18 protein-coding genes are annotated in these 26,801 nt (G+C 41.3%); 14 read left to right on the plus strand and 4 right to left on the minus strand.

The features are described 5' to 3' along the window. Nucleotides 1-124 precede the first annotated feature (124 nt). The gene (locus ACT3SX_RS06230) at nucleotides 125-841 is read left to right on the plus strand and encodes an SIMPL domain-containing protein (RefSeq protein ID WP_192520687.1); all 717 of its coding nucleotides are present in this window, start codon (nucleotides 125-127) and stop codon (nucleotides 839-841) included. Nucleotides 842-974: 133 nt separating this feature from the next. Here the strand turns inward: ACT3SX_RS06230 and ACT3SX_RS06235 are convergent, their stop codons facing one another. Together ACT3SX_RS06235 and glnA are read right to left on the minus strand one after the other, a co-directional pair. Next, entirely contained in the window at nucleotides 975-1,721 is a 747-nt protein-coding gene (locus ACT3SX_RS06235) for a DUF4124 domain-containing protein (protein WP_225739333.1), read from the minus strand. Nucleotides 1,722-2,085: 364 nt separating this feature from the next. Further along, nucleotides 2,086-3,495, minus strand: coding sequence for a type I glutamate--ammonia ligase (gene glnA, locus ACT3SX_RS06240; RefSeq protein ID WP_192520688.1), 1,410 nt, complete (start codon nucleotides 3,493-3,495; stop codon nucleotides 2,086-2,088). A gap of 750 nt (nucleotides 3,496-4,245) precedes the next feature. On the opposite strand from glnA, the gene ACT3SX_RS06245 reads away from it, so the two are divergent. The 5 genes from ACT3SX_RS06245 (at nucleotide 4,246) to ACT3SX_RS06265 (ending at nucleotide 8,702) form a co-directional block, all read left to right on the plus strand. Next, nucleotides 4,246-4,869 carry an anthranilate synthase component II gene (locus ACT3SX_RS06245; RefSeq protein ID WP_192519951.1) on the plus strand — a complete coding sequence of 208 codons (624 nt, stop codon included), beginning with the start codon at nucleotides 4,246-4,248 and terminating at the stop codon, nucleotides 4,867-4,869. A gap of 79 nt (nucleotides 4,870-4,948) precedes the next feature. Further along, nucleotides 4,949-6,070, plus strand: coding sequence for an anthranilate phosphoribosyltransferase (gene trpD / locus ACT3SX_RS06250; protein ID WP_192519952.1), 1,122 nt, complete (start codon nucleotides 4,949-4,951; stop codon nucleotides 6,068-6,070). Between the two features lie 178 nt (nucleotides 6,071-6,248). Beyond that, nucleotides 6,249-7,103, plus strand: coding sequence for an indole-3-glycerol phosphate synthase TrpC (trpC, locus tag ACT3SX_RS06255; protein WP_192519953.1), 855 nt, complete (start codon nucleotides 6,249-6,251; stop codon nucleotides 7,101-7,103). A gap of 92 nt (nucleotides 7,104-7,195) precedes the next feature. Continuing rightward, a complete protein-coding gene (locus tag ACT3SX_RS06260) occupies nucleotides 7,196-7,930 on the plus strand; it encodes a Smr/MutS family protein (RefSeq protein ID WP_192519954.1) in 735 nt (244 codons plus the stop codon). 139 nt (nucleotides 7,931-8,069) lie between these two features. After that, the gene (locus ACT3SX_RS06265; protein ID WP_192519955.1) at nucleotides 8,070-8,702 is read left to right on the plus strand and encodes a DNA-3-methyladenine glycosylase family protein; all 633 of its coding nucleotides are present in this window, start codon (nucleotides 8,070-8,072) and stop codon (nucleotides 8,700-8,702) included. A gap of 57 nt (nucleotides 8,703-8,759) precedes the next feature. Here ACT3SX_RS06265 and ACT3SX_RS06270 read toward each other — a convergent pair whose 3' ends face one another. Next, nucleotides 8,760-10,715 carry a mechanosensitive ion channel family protein gene (locus ACT3SX_RS06270; RefSeq protein ID WP_192519959.1) on the minus strand — a complete coding sequence of 652 codons (1,956 nt, stop codon included), beginning with the start codon at nucleotides 10,713-10,715 and terminating at the stop codon, nucleotides 8,760-8,762. Nucleotides 10,716-11,150: 435 nt separating this feature from the next. Here ACT3SX_RS06270 and ACT3SX_RS06275 point away from each other — a divergent pair, with 435 nt between their 5' ends. From ACT3SX_RS06275 to ACT3SX_RS06310, 8 genes are all read left to right on the plus strand, one after another. Continuing rightward, entirely contained in the window at nucleotides 11,151-13,088 is a 1,938-nt protein-coding gene (locus tag ACT3SX_RS06275) for a TonB-dependent receptor plug domain-containing protein (protein ID WP_192519956.1), read from the plus strand. Nucleotides 13,089-13,368: 280 nt separating this feature from the next. Beyond that, a complete protein-coding gene (gene ahcY, locus ACT3SX_RS06280) occupies nucleotides 13,369-14,793 on the plus strand; it encodes an adenosylhomocysteinase (protein ID WP_192519957.1) in 1,425 nt (474 codons plus the stop codon). Between the two features lie 13 nt (nucleotides 14,794-14,806). After that, on the plus strand, nucleotides 14,807-15,655 hold the full coding sequence (locus tag ACT3SX_RS06285) for a methylenetetrahydrofolate reductase (RefSeq protein ID WP_192519958.1): 849 nt from the start codon (nucleotides 14,807-14,809) through the stop codon (nucleotides 15,653-15,655). A 531-nt stretch (nucleotides 15,656-16,186) separates the two neighbouring features. After that, the gene (locus tag ACT3SX_RS06290) at nucleotides 16,187-17,035 is read left to right on the plus strand and encodes a 16S rRNA (uracil(1498)-N(3))-methyltransferase (RefSeq protein ID WP_192520021.1); all 849 of its coding nucleotides are present in this window, start codon (nucleotides 16,187-16,189) and stop codon (nucleotides 17,033-17,035) included. 355 nt (nucleotides 17,036-17,390) lie between these two features. Beyond that, nucleotides 17,391-19,094, plus strand: coding sequence for a putative bifunctional diguanylate cyclase/phosphodiesterase (locus ACT3SX_RS06295; RefSeq protein WP_442074758.1), 1,704 nt, complete (start codon nucleotides 17,391-17,393; stop codon nucleotides 19,092-19,094). A 384-nt stretch (nucleotides 19,095-19,478) separates the two neighbouring features. After that, nucleotides 19,479-21,272, plus strand: coding sequence for an acyl-CoA dehydrogenase C-terminal domain-containing protein (locus ACT3SX_RS06300; RefSeq protein WP_192520023.1), 1,794 nt, complete (start codon nucleotides 19,479-19,481; stop codon nucleotides 21,270-21,272). Nucleotides 21,273-21,867: 595 nt separating this feature from the next. Beyond that, nucleotides 21,868-23,652, plus strand: coding sequence for an acyl-CoA dehydrogenase C-terminal domain-containing protein (locus ACT3SX_RS06305; RefSeq protein WP_192520024.1), 1,785 nt, complete (start codon nucleotides 21,868-21,870; stop codon nucleotides 23,650-23,652). A 247-nt stretch (nucleotides 23,653-23,899) separates the two neighbouring features. Then, nucleotides 23,900-26,311, plus strand: a complete 2,412-nt coding sequence (locus ACT3SX_RS06310; protein ID WP_192520025.1) for a site-specific recombinase — start codon at nucleotides 23,900-23,902, stop codon at nucleotides 26,309-26,311. Between the two features lie 210 nt (nucleotides 26,312-26,521). On the opposite strand, the gene ACT3SX_RS06315 is transcribed toward ACT3SX_RS06310, so the two are convergent. Beyond that, a partial coding sequence (locus tag ACT3SX_RS06315; protein ID WP_444761695.1) for a hypothetical protein occupies nucleotides 26,522-26,801 on the minus strand: 280 nt, incomplete at its 5' end.

Raw genomic sequence — 26,801 nt, forward strand, 5'->3', positions numbered from 1 at the left:
TTAATGTATAAAGTTATACCCATACCAACCTTTCTTTGATATATACAAGGAATGGCTTCTTGTGCGTAACCAGATTCTTAACATATTTGTGTATGCATCATTAGAACTAATTTAGGAGACAATAATGAAAACCACGTTACTAAACAAAACAGCCTTAACGACTGGCACAGCCTTGTTACTAACAGCCATGATGGGCAGTGCGCATGCAGAGCCAACAGGTTACGATCAGCTAACGTTTCAAACAGAAGTAAAAGAAGAGATTCAAAATGATGAAGTGCGAGCCAGCTTATATAAAAAAGCACAAGCAACAGATTCAAAAGCATTGGCAACGATGCTCAACACATCCATCAATAACGCGATGAAAATCGCTAAGCGCTACCCTAGTGTGACTGTAAGCACAGGGCAGCAGCGTACCTATCCTCGCTATGACAAAGACAATAAAATTATTGGTTGGACAGGACAAGCCAATATAGATTTGAAGAGTACTGACTTTGCCGCAACCAGTCAGCTCATCGCTGATTTGCAAGAGACGCTAGTGATGGAGAATCTAAACTTTGGGGTTTCAGAGAGTAAGAAAGATGCACTAGAACAAAAACTCATGACCAACGCTTCTCGCGCTTTTCAGCAGCAAGCTAAAAATCTAACTAGCGCATGGGGTGCTCGTGGTTATCGTGTGATTAATGTCAATCTCAACACAGGCGGTAACTCCCCTCGCCCTATGTACAGCAGCATGAGTATGAAAGCAAGCTCTGAGAGTGGATCAGTTCCTAGCCAAAGCTTTGAGTCTGGTAACAGTACTGTCTCAGTAACGGCAAATGGTACGATTGAGCTGACTAAATAAATCAACTTATACCAGTGGTTAGGTTCGTTCATAAATTGAGCTCTTCATACTAAAAAGGTAAGCACCATTATGGTGCCTGCCTTTTTCTTTGCGCTGTTGTTTATGCCGTCGTTATTGATCAATAAGACAAGCTCTAATCACTTTTACCTAACTTTAATAATAGTTTTTGGTATAACGATAGGTTTTGATAAGCCAACAGCTGCTCTGCTTTTCTTTTATTATCTTGCAATGTTGTGTTGTTCTGAATCACATAAATGGTACGCGCAACCTGCTGGAGCTTGCCACCTGCCTTATTGGTCACAACTGCCGTAATACTATGCGCACCTGGTAAAAGATCTACCGTTGAAATGGAAGCACTTAAACCCTGTGCCACCTCATTACCATCCAAGTAAATACTTACGCTATCGCCCGCTTGTAAGGATGGCTCTACTTGTACACTTACATCGATATTTTGTGCAGGACGACGATAAGCACGCTCTTCGCTTGGATTGGTGATTGTCAGCTGATAACTGACGGTCGAACTATTATTGTCCCTATCAGATGTACCAGTCGTCTCTGCGCTGGCAGCTTGTGCACTACTGCCAGACTGTTCACTTGCATTGCCATTGTTATTTGAATTAAGCGTATCACTTCTAGTCATCACACTGGTCTGAGTAACTTGCTTATCTGCTTGCTGCTCATAATTCTGTGGACGGTCGGTAAAGGTAACTTGACCCGTCTTTTCATCAACGACTTTATAAATAGAAGCAGCATTTGCCAAAGGGGCGTAGAGACTGGCTGTGAAGACGAGCAAGCCTGTGAATAACATCTTATTTTTTGTATGACTGCGTATGGTCATGGCAGTCTGAATCAAACGGAGATTTTTTGAGAGTGAGTGCATAGTCAGTCAACCTAATAAGTGCGCGTATTTAACAAATATAATAGTACCATTATGGGGGATTTTTAAGTGAAAAACACTAGGGCGTGTCTTCATTTTAAGATAATTATTAGGGCGTGTCTTCATTTCAAAAATGGTGATAAAAATGAGATAAATTGCCGTCAAACAAGGAAAATAGCGCAGATAATATCGGGATATTAACCAGCTATTTGATAATGTTTGGCAAGATTTAGCCATTTTTAGCCCATTTAGATGACTATCGAGTGAATTAAAGACACGCCCTAGTTTAAATTCCATAAAAAAAACCAGCTAAGTTAACCTTAGCTGGTTTTTATGACTCAAAATAACTGAGTGCTGTAGCGACTAATTAGCAGCTATAGTACATATCGAACTCAACTGGATGTACAGTCACGTTCAGACGTTGTACTTCTTCTTCTTTCAAAGCAATAAACGCCTCTAGCATATCTTTGGTAAACACGTCGCCTTTTAATAAGAACTCGTTGTCATCTTTCAATGCTTGTAGAGCAACATCTAAGCTCTCTGCAACCGTTGGGATTTGTGCTTCTTCTTCTGGTGGCAAGTCATACAAGTTTTTGTCAGCAGCTTCACCTGGATGCATTTTGTTTTGGATACCGTCAAGGCCAGCCATCAACAATGCAGCAAATGCTAAGTAAGGGTTCGCTGTTGGATCAGGGAAACGTGCTTCAACACGCACTGCTTTAGGGCTGCTTACATGTGGAACACGGATAGATGCTGAGCGGTTAGACGCTGAATAAGCAAGCTTAATAGGCGCTTCGTAATGTGGCACTAAACGCTTATAACTGTTGGTTGATGGATTGGTAATCGCGTTCAAAGCACGAGCATGCTTGATGATACCACCAACGAAGAACAACGCTGTTTCAGACAAACCAGCATACTCATCACCTGAGAACGTGTTTACGCCATCTTTCGCGATAGACATATGTACGTGCATACCTGAACCATTGTCACCAACGATTGGCTTAGGCATAAATGTAGCCGTTTTACCAAACTGATGCGCAACGTTATGAACCACATATTTTAACTGTTGAACTTCATCTGCCTTACGTACCATGGTGTTAAATGCAACACCGATTTCAGACTGGCAAGAAGCAACTTCGTGATGATGTACTTCAACACTACCTTCGCCAACAATCTCTTCAATGCGTTCACACATCACTGAACGCATATCTTGTGAGCTATCAACAGGCGGTACTGGGAAATAACCACCTTTCACGCGTGGACGATGCGCCATGTTGCCCCACTCATAAGTCTCGCCTGTCGACCATGCTGCTTCTTCAGCAGTGATTTTATGGCTAACACCAGACATATCAACTGACCACTTCACATCATCAAATACAAAGAATTCCGGCTCAGGACCAAAATAAGCAGTATCACCAATACCAGTAGACTTTAAGTACTCTTCAGCGCGGCGTGCGATAGAACGTGGGTCACGATCGTAGCCTTGTAGCGTTGATGGCTCGATAATGTCACAAGTAACCACAACAGTTACTGAATCAAAGAACGGGTCGACAAAGGCTGTCTCTGCATCTGGACGTAAGATCATATCTGACGCTTCAATACCTTTCCAACCAGCAATTGATGAGCCATCAAACATTTTGCCATCTTCCATAACATCTTCGTCGATGGTATGCGCAGGGAAACTGATATGTTGCTCTTTACCACGGGTATCGGTAAAACGAAAGTCAACCCATTTGGCATTTGTTGATTTGATAAGATCTAGTAATTTGTTCGACATAAATAATCTCCGTTGTGTTGATCACGTTATTGCGATGTAAAGTTATTTGTTTAATTTTTTGGTTCAAGAATATTAATATTAGCTGCGTAATTCAAACTAAAGCGCGCTTTCAATATTATGCTTATTATCAGCACTGTCAATGTCTTTAGTCAAGACATCCTTCTAATATCAAGTTTGTGCTTGCCACTCTCACTTTATTCTAACAACATACGAACGATAATAGTAAGCGCTTCGGGCATTTGTTAACAAATATTTTTAAAGCATTTTTTGCTAAAAATAGTTATGACATTGTTAGTGCAAAGGCTATGCCAACTTAAATAAGTCATAGCATCAAAGTACTTGAAACGTTGTTTTATTATCAATAATTACAAACATCTATAGCAGAAATATTAAATCATGATATTTATTTTTTAGCCTACTACACTATCAACTTCTTATAGGAGTGCCAATTAGATGATACATATGCATCAATTTGGTGCATAATAAATCAAGCCAATCATGTAAAAAGCATCGTTTTAGTGCAATTATAATTATTGTATTTGCTCAGCTGATAACAAACTAATGATTCATCACATATATTATCCGAGTAAATATTTTACTGATTACTTACTCGGATAACCTGTACCCTACATTTGATAGACCTTAAAATAATGTTAAGATAACCACGCCTTATTAAGTACATAAGTCAAAAAGTAAAATAGATAGATATAAGCCCTAACAATACAATCATATCCATAAGTTGAAGACCTAATGATTTTGATGATCGATAATTACGACAGCTTTACGTACAATATCGTACAGTACTTCGGTGAATTACAGCAGGACATCACCGTCTGGCGTAACGATCAGGCCACTATTGAACAAATTCAAACCCTTGCACCAGACGTAATTGTCATCGGCCCTGGCCCCTGTGATCCAGACCGCGCTGGTATCTCTTTAGAGGTTATCGAAACATTCAAGGGTGTCATACCGATATTGGGTATTTGTTTGGGCCATCAGGCCATTGGCCAAGCATTCGGTGGTCAAGTGGTCAAAGCTGGTGAAGTAATGCATGGGCGCTTATCTGATATTTATCACAATAGTAAAGGTATATTCTCAGGTCTACCCAACCCTTCTCAAGCCACACGCTACCATTCCCTCGTGATTGACAAAACCAGTCTGCCCGACTGTCTAGAGATGACAGCTTGGACACAGTATGCTGACGGTAGTATTGAAGAAATCATGGGTATCCGTCATAAAACCTTGGCTATTGAAGGAGTGCAATTCCATCCTGAGTCTATCTTGAGCGAAGCTGGTTATCAGCTGCTCAATAATTTTTTACTGGCTCATAGTTTGTCTGTATTACCCAACAGTGAATTACCACAAGTCGGCTAAGCATCATTAAAAAATGCATCAACAGCATTTAGAACGATAAATTTGAAACAAACTTATAAAAATAGTAAGAGAGAACACCATGAGCACGATAAAGATAGAGGATAAAATGACGCCAGATCATATTGCTCAATTGCCTGATTCTGATATTCATAAGTTATTAACGGCATCTTTAGAAAGAGTTTTTCAGCACATTGATTTGACCTTCGATGAGATGTATCAAGTAATGCTAATCATCATGCAAGGACGATGTAGTGATGCCATGATGGGCGCTATTTTGGCTGGCTTACGCATGAAAGGTGAATCCATAGATGAGATTACCGCCTCCGCTAGCGCCATGCGAGCATTGGCTGCCAATATTGAGCCAAAAGGTTGTGATTATCTGGTCGATATCGTCGGTACTGGTGGTGATGGTGCCAATCTATTCAATGTTTCTACCGCCTCTGCTCTTGTGGCATCAGCCGCTGGCGCGCAAGTTGCCAAACACGGTAACCGCGGTGTGTCTAGCAAATCGGGTAGCTCCGACTTACTCGAACAAGCGGGTATTAGTTTGGCGCTGAACCCTGAACAAGCAAAAAACTGTATCGAAAATCAAGGTATCGGTTTTTTGTTTGCACCCAATCATCACAGTGCCATGCGCTATGCCATACCCGTCCGCCGTGAATTGAAAACACGGACAATTTTTAATATTTTAGGACCATTAACTAACCCTGCTGGCACGCCCAATCTGGTGATTGGTGTTTTTACCGATCAACTGTGTGAACCTATCGCTAAAGTTATGAAAAATTTAGGCGCACGTCATGTGATGGTCGTGGGTGCAAAAGATGGCTTAGATGAAATCAGTCTTGCAACCTCTACTACCGTTGCTGAGCTCAAAGATGGTGATATATCAGTATATGAGATGATGCCCGAAGATGCTGGTATTGAATCACAGACCCTAATTGGTCTTGATGTAACTTCTCCAGCGCAAAGTCTTGAATTAATCCGTGCTGCGCTATCTGGAATCGACACTCATGACCGCTCTATACTTAAAGCGCGTGACATGATTGCGTTGAATGCAGGTGCGGCAATATATACAGCAGGACTTGCCAGCAACTATGCTAATGGCGTTAGCAGAGCGCAGCAAGTCATTCAAAATGGCGATGCGCTGATCAAGCTTGAATCTTTGGCCAAATATACACAGCAATTAGTGGCTCAGGGTTAACTTATAAGCACTCATATGGTGCAAAATTTGCCACCACTGTCTATAGTCAAAGAAGTCTAAAACGGATACAAGGCAGCCGACTGCAGATTGTACCAGTCGTACATCTAAGAAGGGTAACGCCGTAGCCGTCTAGTAATTCTTTGACTATATTTACATTTAACGATATTCGGATACCCGCATGACCACCACTCATTCAGAAATACCTTCAGTATTGCAGCGCATTGTTGCCACCAAACACATTGAGGTAAAAGCGGCGCGTGAGGCCTTACCGCTTGACACATTACAAACGCAAGTCGCAGCTGATAGCAAACCACGCCGAGGCTTCGCTACCGCTTTACGTAAAGCTGACATTGGTATCATTGCTGAGATTAAAAAAGCCTCACCGTCTAAAGGCATCATCAATCATAATTTTGACCCAACCACGTTTGCCAAGCAGTATGAGCAAGCTGGTGCCAGCTGTTTATCAGTACTGACCGACCGTGATTACTTTCAAGGCGATGACAGCTACCTTCTTCAAGCCGCTAATGCCACAAGCCTACCGATATTACGTAAAGATTTTATGGTTGATGTGTATCAAATTTATCAGTCTTATTTACTGGGTGCCGACTGCATATTACTGATCATGGCTTGCCTTGATGACACCCTATTACACGAGCTACATGCACTAAGTATTGAGTTAGGCATGGATATATTGATAGAAATACATACCAAATCTGAGCTTGATCGCGCACTGACATTACCGCGCTCAGCGCACAATATTTATGGTATTAATAATCGCGACTTAAATACGTTTGATGTCGATTTACAAACCACACTAGATCTAAAAAACATATTGATCGAAGCATTAGCCGTAGACGATATAGCTCTTAAACCGCTCGTTGTCACTGAGAGTGGCATCCATAACAGTGATGACATTCGTTTGATGTTGGGCAATGACATTCAGCATTTTTTAATCGGTGAGCAGTTTATGAAAACCGATTATCCTGGACAGGCGTTACAATCCTTACTTGCGGGCGTCGCAGCAGACGAGTAAAGTAACTTAAGTAGCTTTATTTGAGATAATATAGCTTTTAAATGGCTAACAAATAAACCATTCATTCATCAACCAACGATACGTTAAATTTTATGTCAAATTCTCTTTTTTCAAAAGAAATGCAAGACCAGCTCAAAGAGCTAAAAGGCCAATTGAGCAAAGGTCGTGATACCAACTCACCTGAAGGTGAGAACCAAAAACCAACTGAACCTGTGTCATTGCCCACGCAAAAACAAGTAAATAAGACAGTCAAGCAAATGGATAGCGAACATATTGACGATGACAAAGTGCTATTTATGCAAGCCATGCATGGCGTCAATCAGCTTGAAGACAAAAATGTCCGCTCACCTGCCAATGCTAGCAAAGCCGGAAAACCCGATGCGACGACATTGTCTAAACGTGCGGCCGCTCAAGGTAGCGAAGCGAATAACTTGGGTGCTGGCTTATCAGATATGCAAGCCCTACTGAATCCTGTGGCAGCGGAAGCGGTCTTGTCTTATAAACAACCAACGCTACAAAACAAAGTATTTACCCAACTCAAGCAAGGAAAATTGCGCTGGTACGATGCTGTAGATATTCATGGCTGTACTATTGAAGAGGCACGCGAGGCTGTGACTCAATTATTGAGCCAAGCAAAGCAAAAGAATGAGACAATGGTAAAAATTGTCCATGGTAAAGGCTCTGAGGCCATCCTAAAAACTTGCGTGAATGGTTGGTTGCGTCAATTACCAGAGGTATTGGCTTTTTGCTCTGCTCCGCCAAAAGATGGTGGTAATGGTGCGGTATTGGTACTATTGAAAAAGTCTAAAGTTGATGGTGAGCAGTAGGTAGCTTTCGTTCAGTATTAAAATAAAAGGGCTGCAATTGGCAGTCCTTTTTTATAAGGATAAAGCCTATCTACTTTTGATACTAAGCGATAGATACCCACTCTATTTTCATACAAACTTTTATTCAAGCGAACTCATTATGAGCATCCAAACTGTTGAAAACATTGAAGCGCTAAATGAACATATTACAGCGCTAATTGCTATCGAGCCACGATTTGCGCCTGTCTACAAACAAACTGGACTGCCTGATCTCAGACATAATACAGGTGGGTTTGAGGCACTGATGAGAGCTATGGTCGGTCAACAGCTCTCTGTAGCAGCAGCGGCCAGTATTTGGCAGCGTCTGGTTGATTCAGGTTTGACGACACCTAAAGCGATTAGTGAAACCTCGGACGAGACTTTGCGAGCACACGGACTGTCTAAGCAAAAGACTCGATATATAAGATCGTTAGTAGAAAACGACATAGACTTTGCGGCGCTAGAGATCATGCCAGATTTAGAGGTGATAAAAACCTTAACTGCCGTGGTTGGTATTGGACAGTGGACCGCTGAGATGTATTTAATGTTTTCTCTAAAACGTGCCGACGTCCTTGCTGTTGATGACTTAGCCATTAAAGTAGCGGCGCTGCAATTGTTGGATTTACCAGAAAAGACAACGCCAAAACAACTAAAGAATCTGACCCAAAATTGGTCACCGCATCGTAGTGCTGCAAGTCTATTGTTATGGTCATACTATGGTTTATTGCGTAATAAAACGGCTGTGCCTTTATAACCTATTGTCTTCATAAGTCAGTGCTTTTATAAGTCAGTGCTTATTTGATCTTCAACGTTAAGGCTGGTTCCATATAGAAAACCCAGATTTTTTGCTTATATGCTTAAACCTACGTTTTTTTAGTACCCTAACCTCATGTTTCAATGCTTTTATTGGATCATATTTTTTTCTTTTTACTGACTCATTCTTATGTTGATGAGCGGTGTCATTGCTATTGGCATCACCTTTATTTAAATCTATACCAAAGTTTTCATCGCTACCATTATCATCAATAGAGTCAGTATTTGAGGCATTTTCTTTTGACGTGCTTTCTTTTGACGTACTTTCTTTTGACGTGGTTTCTATCGACTCCATTGCTTCATTTTCTCTGTCATTGGGATCAATATCGTTTGCGCTATGATGCTCTAGCTCAGCTTGATTGACGATAAGCTGCTGAGTCGGCAACGCATGTTCCACTTTATATTCCGAGACCTTTTTTAATACATCGACAAATAAACTGTTTTGTTTGTCATAGAATTCAATGATATCGACAGCATTAACATAAGCCTGTAACTGGATGACATAGCAATCTTGACGCAGCTCTAAGATATTGACCTGATTCCACTCTTGATTGGTCAACTCATGCTCTTTTATAAATTCGTCTAAGTCATTTACCATTTTGAAAATCACATCAAGATCGGCGGTACGCTTAAGATACAAATGATGGAAAAAACGAAACATATCACGAGAGGTGAAATTTTCAATCTGCATAGATGAAAAGTCACCGTTCGGTACCGTCACAATCGTACGCGTCAATGTCCGTACACGCGATGAACGAATACCGATATCGATGACCGTACCTTCATAAGTGCCAAATTTACAATAATCACCAATACGTACTGGTGAATCTGCCACGACGACGACACTACCGACAAGGTTTTCAATAGTCTTTTGCGTACCCAGTGCTAATGCCAAACCACCGACACCTAATGCGGCAATACCTGTGGTCAAGTCAAAACCTAAATTTCCGAAGATGACAATCACAGCAAATATCAGCAGTAACGCTTTGACCACTTTGCGCAGCAGTCCTAAGATTGAGACTCGCTCAGTATAGTTTTTCTTATAACTTAGATTCACCGCACGCGTAAATACTGCATCTATCACTCGTAGCAATAACCACGTTACTGCTACCCACGAAGCAATTTCTGTAAATCGATTGACTGGCTCACGCAGCGTCACCGATACGCCAGCATACACCATCACCTCAGACAAGATTAGCGCCATAATCACGACAGAGAGGGGCAATATCACTTTATTAGGTAATGGTAATGGTACCCCACGTACACGCGGATACGTGATTTTTAATAAATGATATAGCAGCCAAACCATGATATAAGTCAAGATAAAGCTACCAACAACCATGGTAAGTGCAGCGACTAAATCAGCGAGCTGATAGCCGAAAAGATTTTTACCTTCTAATGAGTCAATAGTATAACGAGATACCAAAGTTGGTTCAGTGTTTGCTATTACTTCTGGTATTGAACTGAGCGTATCGCTTGAAAACTGCCAATATTTTTCGCCTCGTTCAGACTGAGCCCTTTCAAGTATCAGTGACACGTCTTTGTCACCAATGCTAATCACGCCTACATTTTCTTGCTGTGGTGGCAACTGGTCGGTTAGATTACCCTCAGGCTCATTACTAAGCTGCAAATCTGGTTGAAAACGGCCACCTGCATCCAGTGCTTGCTTGAACTGCCGTACGATGGTGGTTGGGTTATCGGATTTCGATAAATTTAGATAGTTACTCGCCAGCAGATAGTCATCTTCGCCTAGCGCACTGATAAACCCTTGTACTGTATGCCTTGGTGTATCTCGCCCAAATGAGTCCGGGCGTAATGATTCTACTGACTCTTCACTACTGCTTTCACTCACACCAAGTGTACTAGCCTCAGCTGCAAAGGTATGAGTTGGCCATAACAAACTCAACAGCAGCGCAAGTAAAAACACCATCGCGAGTAATGGTATTTTAATCATAGAGTATGGTGAAGATAACTCAGTGCTGGGAATCAGACGATACTTGATAGACAAAACAAACCTCTTAACTTTATGGGTAGTACAACGGAAAACAATAGATTTCTGACTATGATAGCAACTATTTATAACAGCAGTGCTTTTGATTACGCATTTTTTAGCCAGTTATGTCAGTAACTGCTATCAGTTTTGTAGCATAACCTTTATCCAAGCTTTTCCCCTTTAAGCCATATAATGAATTATTCACAACTAATCATGAATAATATTCACCTTATAATGAGGAAACATTAGGTTAAAGTGGTTTATAAAACGGTCATTTTTATAGATAATAAGCATAGTTTTGCGCATGTATTGCTTTTTGTAATTTTTAACCATTTTAACGTCACAGTGGTTATTTTTTATTTCTGTACTTTTAACATGATTACTTTGGAATTGACTATGTTTTTACCACGATCTTCTTCGACTGCCTATCTTCGCTTATGTATTCTAAGCGCACTTGGCATATTTTCTTTGAATGCAACAGCAGCAACCGATTCTACTGTCGTAAGCAACAACGAAGTACCAGAAGTTGAACTCGATGAAATCGTTGTAACAGCTACCCGCACACCTACTAAAACCAGTAATATCATTGCCCAAACACGGGTTATTGATAGCGAAGAGTTGCAGCGTTATCAGGGTCAAACAGTCACTGATGTATTAAAGAATCAGCCTGGTATGAATATTAGTCAAAGTGGCGGTACCGGCACCGTTAGCAACTTTTATATGCGTGGCTATGACAGCAAGCAAGTTCTTGTAATCATTGATGGTATTCGCTACAGCTCTATTTCTACAGGCGCGCCTGCACTTAATCTATTATCTGCCGATCAAATCGACCGTATAGAAATTTTATATGGCGCATCAGGGTCTAGCATCTATGGTTCTGATGCCATGGGCGGTGTCATTCAAATTTTTACGAAAGGCAATAATATTGAACAATCTAATGTTTCAGCCACAGTCGGGTACGGTAGTAATGATCATTACCAAGTAGGTGTAACAGGACAACTAAAAAATGATACTTCTTCATTGAGCTTAGGTGTCAGTCGCAACGAAACAGACGGTTTTAATGCAATTGCTAGCTCTAATTCTTATGATTACAATGCGGATGATGATGGGTTCGAATCTACCAATGCCAGCCTAGCATTACAACATAAGATTTCAGACAATTTAAGTGCTGGTCTCAACGCTTTATATTCTGACTCTACAACAGATATTGACTCTGCAGGCGATGCTTTTCCAAATGCTTATGCAGATCAACAAAATGGCAGCGCCAATGCTTTTATTCAATATCAAACACCATTAGCCGTCACTAAATTTAGTGTTGGACAAAGTATCGATAAATCTACGACTCACGATGCTTACTCTATCAACTATGAAGATGGTAGCCAGTTTGATACCACCCAAACACAGGTACGGTCAGAGACCAGTATTAATGCACAACCTGGTACCGTTACTATCGGTGCAGAGTGGTTGTCACAACAGTTAGACGCTTCCGATGTTTTAGATTTTTCAGGTTTTCCTGCGCCTGCCACTCTAACTGCTTATGACCCTGAAGATAGAACTGTTAAAAGTGGTTTCGTTGGCTATCAATTATCAGAGGATTATTATGACCTCCAAGCCAATTATCGCGTTGATGACAACTCGCAGTATGGTAATGAGAACACCTACAATATAGGTGCCGCTATACGACCACTAGAGGGTTTACGCATTGGTGCAAGCTATGCCACAGGGTTTCGCGCGCCAACCTTCAACGATTTGTATTATCCCGGCTATAGCAATCCAGACTTAAAGCCTGAGACTAGTAAAAATACGGAAGTGTTTGTAGAGTACAATAAAGGCAATCAGAACTCACGTCTGACAGGCTATTATACTGATGTGGATGATTTGATTAATAACGCTACTAATACTAGTGAGGCACAAATCAAAGGTTTAAGCTTAACTTCTGACTGGAGCGTTAATTCGTTTTTATTTGGTTTGGGTTATGACTATCTGGAAGCTAAAGACAAAACGACTAATAGTGCTAACTATGACAACGAGCTTGTGTACCGCCCTAAAAATAGTGGTTTAATCTATGTTGGTTATCAGCAACCTGCTTTTGATGTGCGGCTTGAAGCTAAATATACTGACGAGAGATTCTCTGATGCTGCAAATACCACCAAGTTAGATGATTACACTTTGTTAAATTTAAGTAGCTCTATTTATCTGACAAATAATCTTCGTGCTAACTTGCGCGTTGACAATATCACCGATGAAGACTATACCCTATCTAATCAATTCGGTACAGAGTACGCCACTGAAGGCACTAGCTATTTCGGCTCTCTAACCTACGACTGGTACTAAAATTATCTAGTTATTGTTACAAGAGACCATCGATTGATGGTCTTTTTTGTGGGTGACATTTTATCTGTCATCTATTACAATGACACCCTCCGAGAGGTGTTGCGCCATGACCGTAAATATTGCATTAAGAGATTAGAATCATGCAAATCATAGGTTATGTTAGGCTCGGTTAACTGTTGATTGTCCTTAACTATATAAAGTAAGGCGATTATCAGCGCAAATAACGGCACCTGCGTTTTTATTCTTTTTATCATAAATTAACCACTGATAGGAGCATATTATGGACGCAGTGTCTAACACCCCCTCTGCCCATACGATCGATCCCTCTTTCACTGACTATAAAGTCGCTGATATCAGCCTTGCTGATTACGGCCGCCGTGAAATCACCCTTGCCGAAGCCGAAATGCCTGCCCTAATGGGCTTGCGCCGTCGCTACGAAGCAGACCAGCCGCTTAAAGGCGCTAAAATTGCTGGCTGTATCCACATGACCATTCAGACTGCCGTACTTATCGAGACACTCGTCGCGCTAGGTGCTGAAGTACGCTGGACATCATGTAACATCTTCTCAACTCAAGACCATGCTGCTGCTGCTATTGCTGCTGCTGGCATCTCTGTTTATGCTTGGAAAGGCGAAACCGAAGAAGAGTATGAATGGTGCCTACGTCAGCAAGTACATGTTGGCGGCGAAGCATCAGGCCAACTTTGGGATGCTAACTTAATCTTGGATGACGGCGGTGATTTGACTGCTTTGATTCATAATGATTATGCTGAGCTTCTTGATAGCATCCATGGTATCTCAGAAGAGACGACTACTGGTGTACATCGTTTGGTTGAGATGCTTGCCAAAGGCACGCTGAAAGTACCAGCCATCAACGTTAATGATGCCGTGACTAAGTCTAAAAATGACAATAAATACGGCTGTCGTCATAGCTTAAATGATGCGATCAAACGCGCAACTGACATGTTCCTTGCTGGTCGCCGCGCCTTGGTTGTTGGTTATGGCGATGTGGGTAAAGGCTCTACACAAAGCTTACGCCAAGAAGGCATGATCGTACGTGTTTCAGAAGTTGATCCTATCTGTGCCATGCAGGCCTGTATGGATGGCTTTGAAGTATTATCTCCTTACATTAATGGTGACAACACTGGCGGTGCAGAAAACATCAACACCCGCTTGCTTGAAGATACCGACTTGATTGTTACCACTACTGGTAACTACCATGTTTGTGACAAACATATGCTAGCAGCCCTTAAGCCTGGCGCTGTTGTATGTAACATTGGTCACTTTGACACCGAAATCGACACTCAGTTCATGCGTGACAACTGGCGCTGGGTCGAGATCAAACCACAAGTTCATCAAATCTTCCGCTCAGATGACGAAAACGATTATTTGATTTTACTTGCCGAAGGTCGCCTCGTAAACCTAGGTAACGCGACTGGTCACCCATCACGCGTGATGGACGGCTCGTTTGCTAATCAGGTATTGGCTCAAATGTACTTGTTCGAAGAAAAATTCGCTGACTTGCCAGATGACAAGCGTACTGACAACTTATATGTAAAAGTACTGCCTAAAAAGCTAGACGAAGAAGTCGCTGCTGCGATGGTTGCAGGCTTCAATGGTACTTTAACTAAGCTCACTGAAAAGCAAGCAGAGTACTTAGGCGTATCTGTCGAAGGTCCTTTCAAGCCTGACGCTTATAAATACTAAAAGGAGCAAGACTGTGAGTAAGCCTGCTTTTTCCTTTGAGTTTTTTCCGGCTAAAACTGAGCAAGGACACGAAAAACTGCTCAGTACTTATGATGAGCTGAATAAATTATCACCTACCTATTTTTCGGTGACTTATGGTGCGGGCGGTTCAACTCGTAACCGTACCTTAGACATTGTGCAAGCATTATGTGCTCGCGGTGATACCCCTATTGCGCCGCATATGTCTTGTATTGGTGATGATAAAAGTGAAATCGCTGAATTATTAGAGCTTTATAAGGGCTTAGGCATCAATCGTTTGGTAGCACTCCGTGGCGACTTACCCTCAGGTCAGGTTGGTATGGGTGAGCTGCCATTTGCACTAGACTTAGTCAAGTTTATTCGTGAGCATTCAGGCGATCATTTTCATATCGAGGTGGCCGCTTATCCTGAAATGCATCCACAAGCTCGCAGCTTTGCCTTTGATATCGATAACTTGGTTAACAAGTTCCAAGCGGGTGCAGATACTGCGATTACGCAATTCTTCTATAACGCTGATAGCTATTTATTTTTGCGAGATGCGTTAGAAAAGCGTGGTATTGATACCGTTGCTAAGCCCTTGGTTGCTGGTATCATGCCGATCACCAACTCTAGCAACTTGCTACGTTTTGCTGATAGCTGTGGTACTGATATTCCGCGTTATGTGCGTAAGCAGTTGACGGACTTCGGTGATGATCGCAAGGCCATTCGTGATTTTGGCTTTGATGTCGTTTATCGCTTATGTGAACGTCTTATTAGCGAGGGAGTACCAGCCATGCATTTTTATAGCATGAATAAGGTTGAGCCTAACAAGCGTTTGGTTGAAGCCTTAGGATTAACAGCATAACCCTTTCTCGAACTTATTGATTAATGACTGGTGCTCTTTGGAGCGCCAGTTTTTTATTGTTAGACTTTCAAATACCTGTCCTATATTTCATACAATGCATCGAATTTATCGATTATTGTTTCATTAAAAATTCAATGCTATATCTCGTAACCTCTAAAATAGTTACCTTTCTTAAGAAAAATCCTCATAAAAAAAATGCCTTTACCGTTACCAAATGATATTCTATTCAATTAGGGCGTGTTGAACATTCAAATGTGGTGCTGGCAGTGACTATTTTTTAGACAATATGCAGTGAAATTTTTGATGCCTAGTCATTCTAGGTTAAACAATTTCGCCATATATTGGCAAAAAAGAGTACTGCCCCAAAGGGCTGATACTAAAATCACCCCAAACGTTGTTGCAAGCCTAGCTAAGGTCTCGACATTATCGTCGGCTTACGCCTAGTTTGGTGCAATTTTAGCGATCAGCAGCCCTAATATTTGAATGTTCAACACGCCCTAATATCAATTTAATTATAGGAATAAAAAACCTGTGAGACGTTTTTTTTATACCATTAACACTAATACTGATAATATTCTCTCTCTACCTAAATTACATACCTTACCCTTAGGCAGCGAGATCGAATTACCAGAGAATATCGTGCATCATTGGTGCCGCGTATTACGGGCAAATGTTGGTGAAAAAGGTGTATTATTTGATGGCTTTGGTGGCGAATATCAGGTACAACTAGAAAATATAAATAAAAAATCAGCGACGGCTACCTTATTGATGCAGCTATCTGATGATAAAGCTGCACCTATTTTTAGTAAAATCGGTCTGGTCATGAGTCGCGGTGAACGCATGGACTATGCGATTCAAAAATCAACAGAGCTTGGCGTCACTGCTATCCAGTTATTAAGTAGTCATCATGGTGAGGTCAATCTAAAACCTGCACAAGTTGGGAAAAAACTGGCTCATTGGCAGCAAGTGGCTATAGCGGCTTGCGAACAGTGCGGACTCAATCGTCCACCACTTATTTTGTCACCTATCTCTATTAATGACTGGTTATACAACCCAGCAGACACCGTCGTTAGCCCTATAGTAGCTGATCTCAGTCAAGATTCTTATTACCAAGTACTACAGCAGCCAGCCGACTTACGTATGCAGTTGAGCGTACCAAAAAAAGGACAGCCCGCGATGCCTGAGTCACTGTTAGCCACCCTGGCACAATCAGCGCCTTATATTGAGCTACTCATTGGCCCTGAAGGAGGACTCAGCGACGATGAACGTCAAAAAGCAGCAGAAATTGGTTTTCAACCTTGGCAAATCGGTAAAAGGGTTTTGCGTACTGAAACTGCACCAGTGGTTGCATTAGCAACCTTACATGCTTTGAGCTATTAATTATCAAATACTAAATAGTGTTGAATATTCAGCACGACTAAAACAGGTAAACTTATCTAGGACATATTTGATACTGCAGCTATGGCACTGATGAAGACTATTTTTTAGACCCTTTGACGTTAAAAATAGTAAATTTAGTTATTCTAAGTGTCTATGTCTAACCATAAAATGGTAAAAAGAGTGCTTTCTCTACGAGTTGGTACTAAAACTGCTCCACATTAGTTATAAAGTTCGCTACGGCACGAGCATTAGCATTATTTTACGCCTTGCTTGGAGCCGTATTAGTAAGCAGCAGTGCTTATTTGGGAATATCAAACACACCCTATTATTTTATTTTGCCATTATGAGTCCAATTATGACTAATGCCACTGCCATTCCAGTCTCAGATAAACAGCAAATACTGGCACAGTTATGCGAGCAACTTGATGACGCTATCTTTATTTTAGATGCCAACTTGTGCTATTTATCGGTTAATGCCTGTTATGAAATGACGATTGGCTATAATGAGTCTTTTTTGCTTGGACGACCGCTTGGTATTTATGCGGCAAAATTTTTATCAGCAGATGAAGGGTCGATTTTAGCGGATATCACTAGCCACCTAAACAGTAGTGGCTGTTATGAAAAACACTTTGCAATGGCAAATCGATATGGGCAAGTCATTGATTGCCATATGACTTATCGTAAGATATGTATCGAGCAGACTGTGTACTACGTAGGTATGGTTCGTGATATGTCAGCAGCTATTAAAGATCAAAAAAAAGTGGCTCATTTACTCAATTATAATCAGGTCACAGGCCTACCCAACCGTAAAGTGTTTTTGAGTAAAACCAATGATTTATTATTAGATACTTACCAAGAAATCGCTATTGTACGTTTGAATATTGATCGTTATCGTAGCCTCGCAAGCCTACTAGGCCCTGATGGCATTAATACGTTGATAAAAAGCTTTGTCACGCGTATTAAAAACCTTCAACTGGATTATCTGACCTGTTTTTCCCATTTTGGTGGTGATGATTTTGTCTTGGTATTCGAATGCCCTGATGCCAATATAGTACGTCAGCAGCTAGACAGCTTAATGCAAATATGTGAACGCCCTTTCTCCTCAGACAAAACAGAGGCAAATATATACTGCCATATTTCCGTTGGTGCCAGTTACTTTCCCAAAGATGATGATGAATTGACTGGATTATTGGCCAAGGCTGAAAAAGCGCTGCATTATGTCAAAAAACAAGGTGGAGAAGATATCTGCTGGTATGACACATCGATTGATGAAGCCACTATCGGCAACTGGCAGTTAGAATCTGAGCTTAGAACTGCAGCTGCTGAAGGTCAGTTTATTCCTTATTACCAACCAAAATTTGAGTTAGCTACTGGTATTATCACAGGCTTTGAGGCTTTAGTACGCTGGCAACATCCGACTCGCGGACTACTGCGTCCAATACATTTCATCGATGCTATTATCACTCATAAATTATCATTTGAACTATTCTCACAAATGGCGGTTCAAATCGCCAAGCAACTGTCTATTTGGCAAGAGCAAGGTTTTTGTCAACATATCTGCATCAATGCTGACGCCACTGAATTTAGCCATCCTAACTTTTTTAAGATGGTACGCAATCTTCTTATACAACATAATATTTCTGCGACGCAATTACATATTGAAGTAACTGAATCTTCTCTAATCCAACGCCATAGTAAAGTAAAAAAACAACTGGGTTTACTCAAAGAACTGGGGATATACCTTGCCCTAGATGACTTTGGTACTGGTTATGCCTCCTTGAGCTATCTACAAGAATATCCATTTGATTTTATTAAAGTTGACAAAAGCTTTATCTCTGATATTGATAACAATCAAACTCAATACGCCATCGTAAAAGCCATTCTAGATTTGGGTACGGCGCTTGATATGCAAATCATCGCTGAAGGCATCGAGACCGAACAGCAGCGTGATGTACTGTTATCAATGGGCTGTAAACAAGGTCAGGGTTATTGGCTGAGTAGACCTGTGGCAGCTGATGCTGCAACCAAAATGTTGATTGAGCAGTACCGTACTCATTAACGCCTATTCGATTATGACTTAATATTACTAATATTTTCATCTGCTTATTTGCCTCAACTTTTGATGCCTAGCTTTGATTGTATAACCGATGCAAGGTAGGTTCATGACTTATCAGTGCTGTCACCAAACTTGTATAATTTCCCATGAACGCCTATCTTTTATAGTGAATTTGTCAGGTCTTATTGAGACTTCAGTTGACTCTGGCAATCATTATTCTTTTCAATACGATTTTATATAATCAACAACTCAGTCCATCTACGTTATTGCCTAGCATTTGTTTAGGCACGTTAGATTGAAATAGCCACACCTGTACGGCGTCGGACGGTGCAGTTAGATGACTATTCTTGACTTTGCTTGATTACATTCCAAAAAGGACAGGAAGTTATGCAATATAAAGCGCCCTTACGTGATATTCAATTCGTGATGCATGAGTTACTTGACAGTGAAAGCCACTATAAAACCTTACCAGCCTTTCAAGAAGCTGATCGTGAGTTGATGGATAGTCTGTTCGAGATGGCTGCAAGCTTTGCTGAAAATGAACTATCACCATTGAACCAAAGCGGTGATGCTGAAGGCTGTAAGTTCGATAACGGTACTGTCACTACACCAAAAGGTTTTAAAGAAGCTTATACAGCGTTTTGTGAGCTCGGCTTCCCTGCTTTGTCTGCTGAAGAAGACTTCGGTGGGCAAAACATGCCTTTTTCATTGTCTACTGTCATTAATGAAATGGTGGGTACAGCCAACTGGTCATTCTCTATGTATCCTGGCCTATCGCATGGTGCCATTCAAACCATCGAACACCATGGTACTGACGCTCAAAAACAAACCTATTTAGAAAAAATGGTCACTGGCGAATGGTCAGGCACCATGTGCCTTACTGAGGCCCACGCCGGTTCGGATTTAGGGATTATTCGTACCAAAGCTGAGCCTAAGGAAGATGGCAGCTATAGTATCACTGGTCAGAAAATTTTTATCTCTGCAGGTGAGCATGATCTGACTAGCAACATCATTCACATTGTCTTAGCCCGTCTACCAGGCGCGCCTGCTGGCACCAAAGGTATCTCATTATTTATCGTTCCTAAAGTAACGGTCAATGAAGATGGTAGTTTAGGCGAAGGTAATAATGTCGTTTGCGGCTCTATCGAGCATAAAATGGGTATCAAAGCTTCTGCCACTTGTGTCATGAACTTTGATGGTGCAACAGGTTATCTGATTGGCCCAGAAAACCGTGGTCTACAGTGTATGTTTACCTTTATGAATGTGGCACGTATCGGTACTGCCGTTCAAGGTTTAACAGCTGCAGAGTATGCATTCCAAGGCTCATTGACTTATGCAAAAGACCGCTTAGCAATGCGTTCGTTATCAGGTGTTAAAGCACCAAAGAAAGCAGCTGACCCTATCATTGTACATCCAGCTGTTCGTAACATGCTATTGACCGAAAAAGCCTTTGCAGAAGGTGGTCGTGCCCTAGTCTATTACCTCTCACACTTTGCTGATGTTGTCGCAAAAGGCGAAGGTGAAGATCTTAAGTTTGCTGACCAAATGTTGTCACTACTGACACCAATTGCTAAAGCATTCCTGACAGAAACTGGTCTAGAAGCGGCCAATCATGGCGTGCAGGTATATGGTGGTCATGGCTTTATCAGCGAATGGGGTATGGAACAAAACGTACGTGATACACGCATCTCTTGCTTATACGAAGGAACAACAGAAATTCAAGCACTTGATTTGCTTGGTCGTAAAGTATTGGGCTCACAGGGCAAACTACTTGCCAACTTTGTCAACATCATTCAAAAATTCTGTGACGAAAACAAAGAAAATGATGAGATGGGTCAATTCATTCGCCCACTTGCCAAACACCTTAAAGAATGGGGCGACCTCACTGCACGTATTGGCATGCAAGCAACTGAAAACCCTGATGCGGTCGGCGGCGCTGCTGTTGACTACATGTACTTCAGTGGCTATGTCACTCTAGCCTATTTATGGGCTCGTATGGCATTAATCGCCCAGACCGCTATTGCTGAGGGCACTAGCGAAAAAGCATTCTACGATGCTAAAGTCAAAACTGCTCAGTTCTACTTTGCTAAGCTGTTGCCACGTACCACTACCCACGTACAACGTATCGGCACTGGTGTAGAGCCATACATGAGCATGGATGTTGATCAGTTCGCCTTTTAATTAAAGCGCTAAAAGTCATACTAATATACTCTTGAGCGGCAATATACTTCGGTATGTTGCCGCTTTATTTTTGCATACGTTTGTGATGACCCTTAACATATAGTCAGAGAAGTCTAAAACAGCTACAAGGCAGCCGACCGCAAATTGTACATATAGTACCTCTAGGGAGGGTAACACCGTAGCGGTTTAGTATGGTCAAAGTATTTTTAAATCGCTACAGTGCTGCTGGGATAAATTTTTCGCAGCCTCTGTGAATACAGCAAGCAAGTAAAGTTTGTACCAGTAGCACCATAATACAATCGTATCGGTTTTATGTTTTTTTGACTATAGTTCGCGGACTATAGATCAACAGGACTTAGTCAGCAGTGACTGTCTGCAAATACCGACCCATCTATCTTTCCACATAACAAGCATCACTGCGATGCCTCTCAGTACTTCAATAGTCGTTGCTAACTTTTAGTGCACGCACGATTCACGAACAAATACACTTGCGCGCAAGCTTATTTGTTAAACTTTGATTATGAGTGAATCAAGTTAAATCAGAAAAACAAATTATTATCTTATCAATTTTATTTATTTGACCAAAGGAATGTTTATGGCTGTTTATAATGCCCCTCTTAATGATATGCGTTTCATTCTAAATGACGTATTTAAAGCATCAGAATTTTGGCAAAACAACGAAAACTTAGCTCATGTTGACATTGAAACCGTTGATATGGTCTTAGAAGAAATGGCAAAACTGTCAAAAAACATTTTATTGCCTATTAATCGTAGCGGTGATGAAGAAGGCGCAACCTTTCACGGTGATGGCGTGGTCACGACGCCAACTGGATTTAAAGAGGCTTACAAACAGTTTGCCGAATCAGGTTGGGTTGGCTTAAGCGGTAATGCTGAATACGGTGGTCAAGGTTTTCCCAAAATGGTCACTATGTTGACTGAAGAAATGGTTTTCACTGCCAACCAATCGTTTGCGCTTTATCCAAACCTGACCGTTGGTGCCACACTTTGCCTAAACGCAGCCGCTTCTGAAGAACAAAAACAGACTTATCTAGAAAAAATGTATAACGGTGAATGGGCTGGTACCATGTGCTTAACTGAGCCACATGCTGGTACTGACCTAGGTATTATCAAAACCAAAGCTGTGCCTAACGATGACGGTAGCTATGATATCTCTGGTACCAAAATCTTTATTACTGGTGGCGAGCATGACCTAACTGACAACATCATACACTTAGTATTGGCAAAAACCCCTAATGCACCGGAAGGTTCAAAAGGCATCTCACTATTTGTGGTACCAAAATTCTTGGTCAATGACGATGGTAGTTTAGGCGAGCGCAATACATTGGCAGTTGGTTCTATCGAACACAAAATGGGTATCAAAGCATCGGCCACTTGTGTCATGAACTTTGATAGCGCAAAAGGCTGGATGGTGGGTGCAGAAAACACTGGTCTGTCTTCAATGTTCATTATGATGAATTATGAGCGCGTAACGATGGGTTTACAAGGACTCGGCGGTTCTGAACTTGCTTATCAAAACGCTGCTTTATATGCCAATGACCGTGGTCAAGGCCGCAGCGATACACAAATTCAAAGCCCAGAGAAACCAGCTGATGCCATCATCCATCATGCTGATGTGCGCCGTATGCTCTTAAATGCTAAAGCCAACACTGAAGCGTCACGCTGCTTTGCGATGTACGTGGCCAAAAATCTTGATGAAGAAAAATTTAGTACCGATCCTGATTCAGCAAAAGCCGCTGCTGCTCGTGTTGCATTACTAACACCCGTTGCGAAAGCATTTTTGACAGATAAAGCGCTAGAGGCCACTGTAGATTGCCAGCAGGTATTTGGTGGTCACGGCTATATCCGCGAATGGGGTATGGAACAAATCGTTCGTGATACGCGTATCGCCCAGATCTACGAAGGCACAAATGGTATTCAAGCACTTGATTTATTAGGTCGTAAAGTGGCTCGCAATAATGGCAAATATATCACTCACTTCTTAGGTGAGATTCGTGACTTTGTCAATAATATGCAAGCAGATCATGGTATCAAACAAGCGACGCTAGACGCAGCAGATACAATCGAAGCGTTAACCACGACTGTACTGAGCAATATTAGCGATCGTAAAAGTGAAATTAATGGCTGTGCCGTTGATTATATGCATGCCTTTGGTTATCTAGCTTACTCGTACATGTTTGCTTTAATGGTCGAAGCGGCTAACGGTAAAGAAGGTGGTTTTTACACCAACAAAGCCAAGCTTGCAGACTATTTCGTGGGGCGTATCTTGCCACGTATCAATGCTCATGCACAGATGGTCAAAGCTGGTAGTGATCCGATGATGAATTTTGATCTTGACTACTTTGATGTACCCGCCAGCTAAGTTATTATCATAGATAATATTCAAAAAAAAGGACAGCCATATAAGCTGTCCTTTTTTTTGCCAAAATAACTCTCATCATAATTTCTAACAAAATAATTGACTATCAATATGTGACTAAGATAAAAATAACGTACAATAAATCGTCGTTCGCATTAAATAAAAGTCTGATTAAATCTTTATAAATCATACTTATTTTGATCAATTATATGATAAAAACTACTAAAACAATCATAACAAAAGGTACGACGTGTCAGAAATGAAACATATTCTACAGCAAATTACGGCCTTGAGTGATGTACCTGATCCCTCAGTATTAAAGCGCCTAATAGATGCACTACGGGTAGGTGATAAAGAACCTGCACTGGCCAACGAAAATATTCAGTCCCTTATTGATATCCTGCGCCAACATCCAGAATATGCTGATGGGCTCTCTAGCTTTGTCCTCAAGATCATCATTCAGTATCGCCAAATTGCACTATATACCGACACTGGTATCATGTCAGACCAAGGGTTTTTCAATAGCTTACGCCGTTTAATCGGTCATCGTATTTTGCCGATATTACCGCAAGAAGACTCCGTGGTTGAATTGGTCGGCTATTTGTTCAATAAAAGCACTGATGAGCGCTGGCTCGCTAATATTAAAGAAGAGAAATGGGACGAATTGGTAGAGGTACTAAAAGTCGAAGAGAAGCATTTAGACTTAGTCGCCAATGTGAAAAACAGTATTTTAAACGCTATTATTATTTTATCTTATCGCATCAGTGGTATTGGTTTGCATCCTGATTTGATGGACTCTTACCCACAGATGCTGAATTACTCAGCGGCATTTGTTGCGCAGAACCAAGAAGCGGTACTATTCGTCAATGAATATAGACAAGCACATGAGCTTGATACCTTAACAGATATTACTCCCGAGCAAGCCGTTGATCCGGCGCCTTTGTTGGTAATGATTGAGCAGTGCGAAGATATCGTTGCCACGGTACGCAAACGTATTTATAAAACAGGTATCTCAATTCGTTTGACTAATATGATGCTACGCTTAGATCAAAGCTTACAACGTATGCGTGTCTTAACAGAGCTAGTGACAAATGATGATCAAAAGCGTGATCGCGCTGTGATTGATCTGATACAAACACTGATTAAGACTGCCAATCGCCGCTATAGCATTGGTTATTTGATTAATAACAATACTAAGCTGCTCTCTCGTAAAGTCACTGAAAATGCCAGCCGTGTTGGTGAGCATTACATCAGTACCGATAGAGTCGGCTATCGAAAAATGTTTAAAAAAGCCTCTATTGGTGGCTTCATGATTGCGTTTATGGCTACTATTAAAATACTAGCCTATCAGTTGGCGCTTGCTCCAATGGGACGTGCCTTTGTCAATAGCATGATTTATGGACTGGGTTTCGTCTTTATCCATGTCATCCGCGGTACTGTCGCGACCAAACAGCCAGCTATGACTGCAGCTGCTATTGCTTCTACCATATCTGAAAGCTCAGGTAAAAAATCCCACCAATTGACCAAGCTATCAGAATTAGTCGTCGATATTCTACGTACTCAGTTTATTGCCATCATGGGTAACGTGATGCTAGCAGTGCCTGTCGCTCTTCTCATCTCATTTGCATGGCTACAGTATACAGGCGTACCGATGATTGACACTGAAAAAGCGGAACATTTGCTCCATGATCTTGATCCTTTTCAGTCACTAGCACTCCCCCATGCTGCCATCGCTGGTGTGTATTTATTTCTAGCAGGTTTGATAGCTGGTTACTACGATAATTTGGCCGTTTACAACAATGTAGGTGCACGTATTCAACGTCATAAACTCCTCAAGTTTATACTACCCAAGACATGGCTCACTCGTTTAGGGGGCTTTGTAGAAGCCAATCTCGGTGCCATTATGGGTAATTTCTTGTTCGGGGTATTCTTAGGCAGTACAGCAACGATTGGCTATATTTTCGGACTACCCATCGATATTCGCCATATTGCATTTGCCTCGGCGAATTTGGCACATGGTTTATTTAATATATCCGCTGATGATATGAGTTGGAGCATTATTTTAATATCGATACTTGGCGTCGCACTTATCGGTATCGTCAACCTGCTAGTGAGTTTTTCCTTAGCACTGTTTGTCGCGCTACGCTCTAAAGAAGTGAAATTTTTTGAATGGAGTCGTTTGACTAAACTGGTCTTTGGTCACATCATTAGTCACCCTTCTGACTTCTTTTGGCCACGTGACAAACCAATGAAGTACGCACGTATCGATAGTCAAGGGCATATGATATTTGACGATACCTCAGCGCAGAGAAATGGCAAAACATTACCCAGTAATTATGTCGTACGACGCTTGTCTGATGTCAGGATCTTACCTGAGTCCAAGCAAGGTAATTCCCAGCATCCTCAAACAAACACTGATATATACTATGATAATCAACCTGGGGGCGACCACGCACAAGCTCACGCTCCTTCTCACAATACTGTTGACCTTGACGATAGTTTGATGGATGAAGAGCTCAATAGTGTGCCCTATACTGACGATATTCAATATAATCAAACACCAAATGATTTTGATAGTGATAATAACCATGCGGAATCTTCTGTGAGCGATACCAAAACATCGTTACCAAAGCCTAAAAAACCACCAAACCTGCCCAGTTAATATTGCAGATGTGGTGGTTTTGGACTTGGTCAGCTGTTGGTATTAAAGTTATTTACTATACGATTTAGCAAGGTCATTTCCCAACTCTGACACTGACACCAAAAAGCCGAGCGTATTTGAGTATGCCTATAGCAAATTCAAATACGCTCGGCTCCCTAGTGAATTTTCAAGATTTGCCATAAGCTAATGGTTTACGTTAGTGGCGTAACTTCATTCTTTAGGTATACTAAACTTACCTGATATCGTAACAACAATCCAAAAAATAATACTGACCGCCGAAAGTCCTATCAGCACGGATGGTGTATAAGTGACAAACCATAATTCGAGCGCACCAATCGTTAGAAAAGCACTGATAGTACCTATAAAAAATAAAATCAGATACTTAAAAAGAGAATTAATTCTAAAATTAAAACGTTTTAAAATGACTCCAACTATTATGGCGACCAAAGCAAATACAACAGTTAATAGCAAAGTTGCTACCACTGCTGTA

This window comes from Psychrobacter sp. AOP31-B2-9 (genome assembly GCF_052378005.1).
Lineage (GTDB): Bacteria > Pseudomonadota > Gammaproteobacteria > Pseudomonadales > Moraxellaceae > Psychrobacter.

What these genes read in the sequence shown, in the direction of transcription:
- ACT3SX_RS06230 (WP_192520687.1), top strand. Translation starts at nt 125, where the DNA reads ATGAAAACCACGTTACTAAACAAAACAGCCTTAACGACTGGCACAGCC.
- ACT3SX_RS06235 (WP_225739333.1), bottom strand. Translation starts at nt 1,721, where the DNA reads ATGCACTCACTCTCAAAAAATCTCCGTTTGATTCAGACTGCCATGACC.
- glnA (WP_192520688.1), bottom strand. Translation starts at nt 3,495, where the DNA reads ATGTCGAACAAATTACTAGATCTTATCAAATCAACAAATGCCAAATGG.
- ACT3SX_RS06245 (WP_192519951.1), top strand. Translation starts at nt 4,246, where the DNA reads ATGATTTTGATGATCGATAATTACGACAGCTTTACGTACAATATCGTA.
- trpD (WP_192519952.1), top strand. Translation starts at nt 4,949, where the DNA reads ATGAGCACGATAAAGATAGAGGATAAAATGACGCCAGATCATATTGCT.
- trpC (WP_192519953.1), top strand. Translation starts at nt 6,249, where the DNA reads ATGACCACCACTCATTCAGAAATACCTTCAGTATTGCAGCGCATTGTT.
- ACT3SX_RS06260 (WP_192519954.1), top strand. Translation starts at nt 7,196, where the DNA reads ATGTCAAATTCTCTTTTTTCAAAAGAAATGCAAGACCAGCTCAAAGAG.
- ACT3SX_RS06265 (WP_192519955.1), top strand. Translation starts at nt 8,070, where the DNA reads ATGAGCATCCAAACTGTTGAAAACATTGAAGCGCTAAATGAACATATT.
- ACT3SX_RS06270 (WP_192519959.1), bottom strand. Translation starts at nt 10,715, where the DNA reads ATGATTAAAATACCATTACTCGCGATGGTGTTTTTACTTGCGCTGCTG.
- ACT3SX_RS06275 (WP_192519956.1), top strand. Translation starts at nt 11,151, where the DNA reads ATGTTTTTACCACGATCTTCTTCGACTGCCTATCTTCGCTTATGTATT.
- ahcY (WP_192519957.1), top strand. Translation starts at nt 13,369, where the DNA reads ATGGACGCAGTGTCTAACACCCCCTCTGCCCATACGATCGATCCCTCT.
- ACT3SX_RS06295 (WP_442074758.1), top strand. Translation starts at nt 17,391, where the DNA reads ATGACTAATGCCACTGCCATTCCAGTCTCAGATAAACAGCAAATACTG.
- ACT3SX_RS06300 (WP_192520023.1), top strand. Translation starts at nt 19,479, where the DNA reads ATGCAATATAAAGCGCCCTTACGTGATATTCAATTCGTGATGCATGAG.
- ACT3SX_RS06305 (WP_192520024.1), top strand. Translation starts at nt 21,868, where the DNA reads ATGGCTGTTTATAATGCCCCTCTTAATGATATGCGTTTCATTCTAAAT.